This window comes from Methanofollis sp. (genome assembly GCF_028702905.1).
Lineage (GTDB): Archaea > Halobacteriota > Methanomicrobia > Methanomicrobiales > Methanofollaceae > Methanofollis.
In genome coordinates, this window is sequence record NZ_JAQVNX010000124.1 from 1 (window position 1) to 5,326 (window position 5,326).

Below are 5,326 nucleotides of genomic sequence, written 5' to 3' on the forward strand. Positions count from 1 at the left end.
ATTCACGCCGTATGCGTGACCTTCAGTCCCTCGTTGTCGACCGCCGTGGAGAGGGCCACCGAGAGGCCGAGGCTGTCGGCGATCGCCTTCATCTCCTCCTCCGGTTTCCCGGTGACGACGGCGATGGAGGGGCCGACCGAACTCATGCCCACGAACTCGATGCCGGCCTCGCGCAACCTGCTCATGATGTTGTAGATCGCAAAGTCGTGGTGCTCGATCTCGGCCCTCTTCGACCCCCTGAACTCGATCTCCCACATCACGTCCCCGGCCTTCTTGAGGTCGCCCCGTTCGAGCGCGGGCAGGAGGTCCATCAGGACCATGTAGGCCTTGATCGGGCGGTCGCGGTAGTCGAGGTCGCGTGCCCGGTTCATGAGGAGGTCGAACTCGCTCTTCCCTGACGAGGAGATGCCGCTCTTCGGGATGATGACGAAGACATTCTTTCCTTCGGCAAAGGGGTGGCGGTATGCAAGGGCGAGTTCGTCGCCCATGACGACAAAGCCGCCGTAGGTGCTTGCGGCCGGGCCGACGCCGGTCTCGAAGCCGAAAGCGACCATGTTGTTGTTTTCGGCCGTCTCCTCGACGAAGTTCTTCCCGACGAGGATCCGCAGTTCCTCGGCGGTGAGGGGGGAGCCGAGGGCCGCGTTCATTGCATGGCTGACGGCAAGGAGCATGGTGCCGGTCGAGCCGAGGCCGACATGCTTGTAGTGGTGGTCGTCCGCGGCGATCCTGAAACCGCCCTGGTAGCCCACCGTCGCCCTGAAGGCCTCGACGATATGCCTGATGATGGGCGTGCGCTCGTACTCGATCTCGATGCCGTCGGCGGTGCACTCCACGCGTGCCGTGCTGTACACCTGGACGGCATATCCGAAGCCCCCGCCACCCGGTTGGTCGGGAGCGAAGCGGTTCATGTCCAGGACTGTCGAGTGGATGCGTGCCGGGGCCCTGACCGTGAATGTGCCGGGTCGGGGCACGGGCCGGAGGGGCCGGTCGATCCTGAGGGGGCGGATGTTTGTCCCTGCTCTGAAGGGCTCGAAATCGTATTCAACGAGATCGAGATCGCCGCCCCTGATCTTCATCAATGGCATGCCTGTTTCTATGAGCGGTCAAAGAAGATATTTTTCCCTGAGGCCTTGAGAGGGAGGGCGTAGACGACGGTGCAGTCCGGGAGGAGGCTGAGGGTGCGGGCGCCGACGCCGCCTGAGTAAAAGACCCTGTTGTCGACGTTGTGGATGGAAGCAGTCTTTACCGCCGACCCGACGGCGATGCCGAGGTCTGTCATCCTGATTACGCAGTTCGGTCCCCTGAATGGGAAGCCGTCGCTTTTCGCCTCTTCAACTGCGGCGGCCATCTCAGTGCAGGTCGGGTACCCGCACCCGCCGCAGTTGATGCCTGCGGTCTGCTGGCCCCTGCACCCGATCAGGACGCATGCATCCGCTTTCTCGATGTTCTTCGCGTCCCGCAGGAAGAAACCGAGGGTGTGCTCCTCGCCATAGGCCCGCATCGCGTCGGCGAGGTCGGTGAGGTCGGTGCCGGTGAGCACCTCGACCTCGATGGTGTCGACGCCCTTCCCCTTCGGCGCCGTCCGTGCGGCAAGGGCCATCAGCATTGCCACGGTCCTGACTGCCTCGAATTCCGGAGTCATGGGGGTACGATCGCCATGGGCACAGATATATTCTCCTCACTTTCGTGCCGCCCGCCGATCCCTTTTGCCCCCTGCGGGTGAGGGGTGTCTGATGGAGAGACAGGGTGCGATCACGTCGCCGGTAGAGGGATATCCCTGGTCCGACCTGGACACGCCCGACGCCTCAGGCGGCTGCGGGCGTCTCCTGAAGGTCCTCCTCGACGGCCACTGCTCGTACGACTGCGCCTATTGCGGTGTCAGGACACGGACGGGCGGGGGCCCGGCCGGACCCGCGGAGATCGCCGATGCCTTTCTCAGGATGCACCGCGAGGGGAGGGCGGACAGCCTCTTCCTCTCCTCGGGCATCGCGGGCGACGTGGACCTGGCGATGGAGGGAATCGTGGAGACCGGCGAGATCCTGCGGCGGCAGGGTTTTCAGGGCTACCTCCACCTCAAGGTCCTCCCTGGCGCCGCACGGGCCGACATCGCCGATGCGGCGCGGGTGGCCGACAGGATCTCGATCAACATCGAGGCGCCGTCGGCATCCCGTCTCTCCGAGGTCGCGGGGGTGAAGGACTATCGGTGCGACATCGAGAAGAGGCAGGCGTGGGTGGCCGCGGCGATGCCTGGCCGTCACACGACGCAACTCGTCGTCGGTGCCGCGGGGGAGAGCGACGCCGAGATCCTCTCCTGCATCGCCCGACAATACAGGCGTCTCGCGCCGGCACGGGTCTACTACTCCGCGTTCACGCCGGTGGCAGGGACACCCCTCGCGTGCCGGGATGCGACTCCTCTCTGGCGGCAGAGGCGTCTGTACCAGATGGACGCTCTCGTCCGCCTCTACCAGATCTCCCCGGATCTGCTCCGCGACGTGATGGACGACGACGGATTTCTTCCCGACGCCGACCCGAAGAGGGTGCTTGCAGAGAACCTTCCGCCTGTCGATATCAATATCGCCCCTCTCGCCGACCTCCTCCGTGTGCCCGGGATCGGTCCTGTCGGCGCCCGCCGGATCTGTGCGATGCGGCGGACGGCGCCGCTCGTCTCACCTGCAGATCTCAGGAGGTGCGGCGTCCGCACAAAAGATGCCGGGCCATTCGTCCGCTTCGGGAGAGAGGTGCAGGCGACACTCTCGTCTTTTTGAGGGAGCAGAAACGCACATGCACGGTGAAACCGGCAGAAGTATAGGATCTCCTCAGAGCCGAAAAAAAGTCCTCATCCCCGGAATAAGGGGAGAGGTCAGTTCCCCTTCTCGACAATATAGACGTTCAGTTTCCCGAGGGGACGGACCGTCAGGGTGCCCATCGCCTTGAGGGCACCTTCGAGCCAGGCGAGATTGACGGGGACGAAGTCTTCCCCGCTGTGCAGTTCGGCAAAGCCCTCTTCGGTGAACTCCGCAACGACGAACTTCTCATACGAGACCCGAGCCAGTTCAGAGAGTGCCTGCTCCCGCTTCTCCACAGGGAGATGATGGAGGGCCCCGAAGCAGATGCCGATATCGAAGGCGTCCTTGCAGTACGGGAGGTCGGTCGCGTCGGCCTCCTCGAAACTGATCTTCTCGGCAACGCCCTCGCGCTCTGCCTCTTTCTCCCACTCCTTGATCTTCTCTCCGTCGATGTCAACGGACGTGACATAGCAGTCGTACTCCTTTGCAGCGATGAGTGAGAGAGGGCCGGCACCGATGTCCAGCACCTCCCGATCGCTCACGCCTGCAAGGTCGAGGACGACCTTCCTCTCCTCAAGAAACCTGACCTCAGTCATTCTCCCCTCAGCATCCTGTCTATAGCGGCAGCAGCCTTCTTTGCCGAACCCATCGCCCAGATGACGGTGGCGGCGCCGGTTGCCACGTCCCCGGCCGCGTAGACGCCGGCGACGGCCGTCTGACCGTCCGCATCCACGACCACGTTGCCCCGGCGCTCGCGTTTCAGCGCGGGGAGCATGGAGATGAGGAGGGGGTTTGGGCCCTGACCGATCGCTTCGATGAAGACGTCTGTCTCAAGCACGAAGTTGCTCCCCTCGATACATGAAGGCTTCGGCCTCCCGCTCTCGTCGAGGGCGCACATCTCCATCCTGACGCACTCGACACCGGAGACCGTCTTCTCGCCGAGCACCCGCACCGGGTTTGCGCAGCAGACAAAACGGACGCCTTCGGCCTGTGCATTCGTGACCTCGACCGCACGGGCCGGGAGGTCCTCCTCGCGCCGCCGATAGACGAGGGTCACGTCGGCGCCGAGGCGCCGCGCCACCCTGGCCGCGTCCATCGCCACGTTGCCGCCGCCGGCGACGACCACCTTCGCGGCGCGCTTGACCGGCGTGTCGAACTCGGGGAAGCAGTTGGCATGCATCAGGTTCACGCGGGTGAGGAACTCGTTTGCAGAATAGACCCCGCAGAGGTTCTCGCCCTCGATGCCCATGAAATACGGCAGGCCGGCGCCGGTGCCCAGGAAGACGGCGTCGTACGCGAGGAGTTCCTCCGTGGAGACGCTCCTCCCGACGAGATGGTTGAGCCTGATCTCGACGCCAAGGGCCTTCACCTGCTCGATCTCCGCCTGGACGATCTCTTTGGGGAGGCGGAAGTTCGGGATGCCGTACATCAGCACGCCGCCCGCCTCGTGGAGGGACTCAAAGACCGTGACCGCGTGGCCGAAACGGGCGAGTTCGGCCGCAGCCGTGAGGCCTGCCGGGCCTGAACCGACGACCGCCACCTTCTTGCCGGTCGGGGCGGCGACTTCGGGGGTCTTCACGCCGTGCTCCCTCTCCCAGTCGGCGACAAAGCGTTCGAGCGCGCCGATGGCGATCGGCTTCTCCTTCTTGGAGAGGATGCACTCGCCCTCGCACTGGGTCTCCTGCGGACAGACACGGCCGCAGATCGCCGGGAGCATGTTGTTCTCCTTGACGGCCTCTGCCGCACCGGCAAAGTCCCTGTTTGCGACCTTCTGGATGAATGCCGGGATGTCGATGCAGACCGGGCAGCCCTTCACGCAACTCGGCCGCACGCAGTTCATGCACCTGAGTGCCTCAAGGACGGCGTTCTCCTCGGAAAGCCCCTTGTTGACTTCTTTGAAGTCCTTAACGTGCTCGGAAACATCTGTCATCGGTGCTCACCCCCGCAGCACCCGCAGCCGCCATGAGGGTGGTGGAAGTGCTCGAGCGCCTCCTTCTCCTCGTCGACGTACATCCTCTGCCTCTGCATGAGGCCGTCGAAATCGACCTGGTGAGCGTCGAACTCGGGTCCGTCGACGCAGGCGAACTTCGTCTCGCCGCCGACAGTCACCCGGCACGACCCGCACATCCCTGTGCCGTCGACCATGATCGGGTTGAGGGAGACAAAGGTCCTGACACCGTACGGCTTCGTCACGCCCGAGGTCACCTTCATCATGATGGCCGGGCCGACGATCCAGACACAGCCCAGTTCCCGCTCCTTGAGGAGCTGGTCGAGGACGGTGCTTGCGAAGCCGTGGATGCCCTTGCTCCCGTCGTCGGTGGTGATGAAGAGTTCGTCGCAGGCCTCCTTCATCTCGTCTTCGAGGATGAGGAGGTCCTTGTTCCTCGCCCCGATGATCCCGATGACATGGTTTCCGGCTTCCTTCGCCTCACGGGCGATGATCGGGGTGCTCGCAACACCCACGCCGCCGCCGATGACGACGACAGTGCCGTATTTTTTGATATCGCTCGGCGTGCCGAGCGGCCCGACGACGTCCCTGA

General features: G+C 64.2%; 6 protein-coding genes. 1 reads left to right on the forward strand and 5 read right to left on the reverse strand.

The window, feature by feature from the left end; genetic code table 11:
- Nucleotides 1-2: 2 nt before the first annotated feature.
- Together PHP59_RS11165 and PHP59_RS11170 are read right to left on the reverse strand one after the other, a co-directional pair.
- Complete coding sequence (locus PHP59_RS11165; RefSeq protein WP_300166974.1) at nt 3-1,085, reverse strand: GHMP kinase; 1,083 nt, start codon at nt 1,083-1,085, stop codon at nt 3-5.
- A gap of 8 nt (nt 1,086-1,093) precedes the next feature.
- Nucleotides 1,094-1,642, reverse strand: coding sequence for a ferredoxin domain-containing protein (locus PHP59_RS11170; RefSeq protein WP_300166976.1), 549 nt, complete (start codon nt 1,640-1,642; stop codon nt 1,094-1,096).
- Between the two features lie 91 nt (nt 1,643-1,733).
- On the opposite strand from PHP59_RS11170, the gene PHP59_RS11175 reads away from it, so the two are divergent.
- The gene (locus tag PHP59_RS11175; RefSeq protein ID WP_300166978.1) at nt 1,734-2,765 is read left to right on the forward strand and encodes a radical SAM protein; all 1,032 of its coding nucleotides are present in this window, start codon (nt 1,734-1,736) and stop codon (nt 2,763-2,765) included.
- A gap of 95 nt (nt 2,766-2,860) precedes the next feature.
- On the opposite strand, the gene PHP59_RS11180 is transcribed toward PHP59_RS11175, so the two are convergent.
- The 3 genes from PHP59_RS11180 to PHP59_RS11190 all read right to left on the reverse strand — a co-directional run.
- Complete coding sequence (locus PHP59_RS11180; RefSeq protein ID WP_300166982.1) at nt 2,861-3,382, reverse strand: class I SAM-dependent methyltransferase; 522 nt, start codon at nt 3,380-3,382, stop codon at nt 2,861-2,863.
- The gene (gltA, locus tag PHP59_RS11185) at nt 3,379-4,716 is read right to left on the reverse strand and encodes an NADPH-dependent glutamate synthase (RefSeq protein WP_300166984.1); all 1,338 of its coding nucleotides are present in this window, start codon (nt 4,714-4,716) and stop codon (nt 3,379-3,381) included. The genes PHP59_RS11180 and gltA overlap by 4 nt, the downstream gene beginning before the upstream one ends.
- On the reverse strand, nt 4,713-5,326 hold a 614-nt coding region (locus PHP59_RS11190; protein WP_300166987.1), incomplete at its 5' end, for a sulfide/dihydroorotate dehydrogenase-like FAD/NAD-binding protein. The genes gltA and PHP59_RS11190, both read right to left, overlap by 4 nt.

Bases quoted from the DNA above. Each gene is read 5' to 3' on its own strand.
- PHP59_RS11165 (WP_300166974.1), bottom strand. From the start codon at position 1,085: ATGCCATTGATGAAGATCAGGGGCGGCGATCTCGATCTCGTTGAATAC.
- PHP59_RS11170 (WP_300166976.1), bottom strand. From the start codon at position 1,642: ATGACTCCGGAATTCGAGGCAGTCAGGACCGTGGCAATGCTGATGGCC.
- PHP59_RS11175 (WP_300166978.1), top strand. From the start codon at position 1,734: ATGGAGAGACAGGGTGCGATCACGTCGCCGGTAGAGGGATATCCCTGG.
- PHP59_RS11180 (WP_300166982.1), bottom strand. From the start codon at position 3,382: ATGACTGAGGTCAGGTTTCTTGAGGAGAGGAAGGTCGTCCTCGACCTT.
- gltA (WP_300166984.1), bottom strand. From the start codon at position 4,716: ATGACAGATGTTTCCGAGCACGTTAAGGACTTCAAAGAAGTCAACAAG.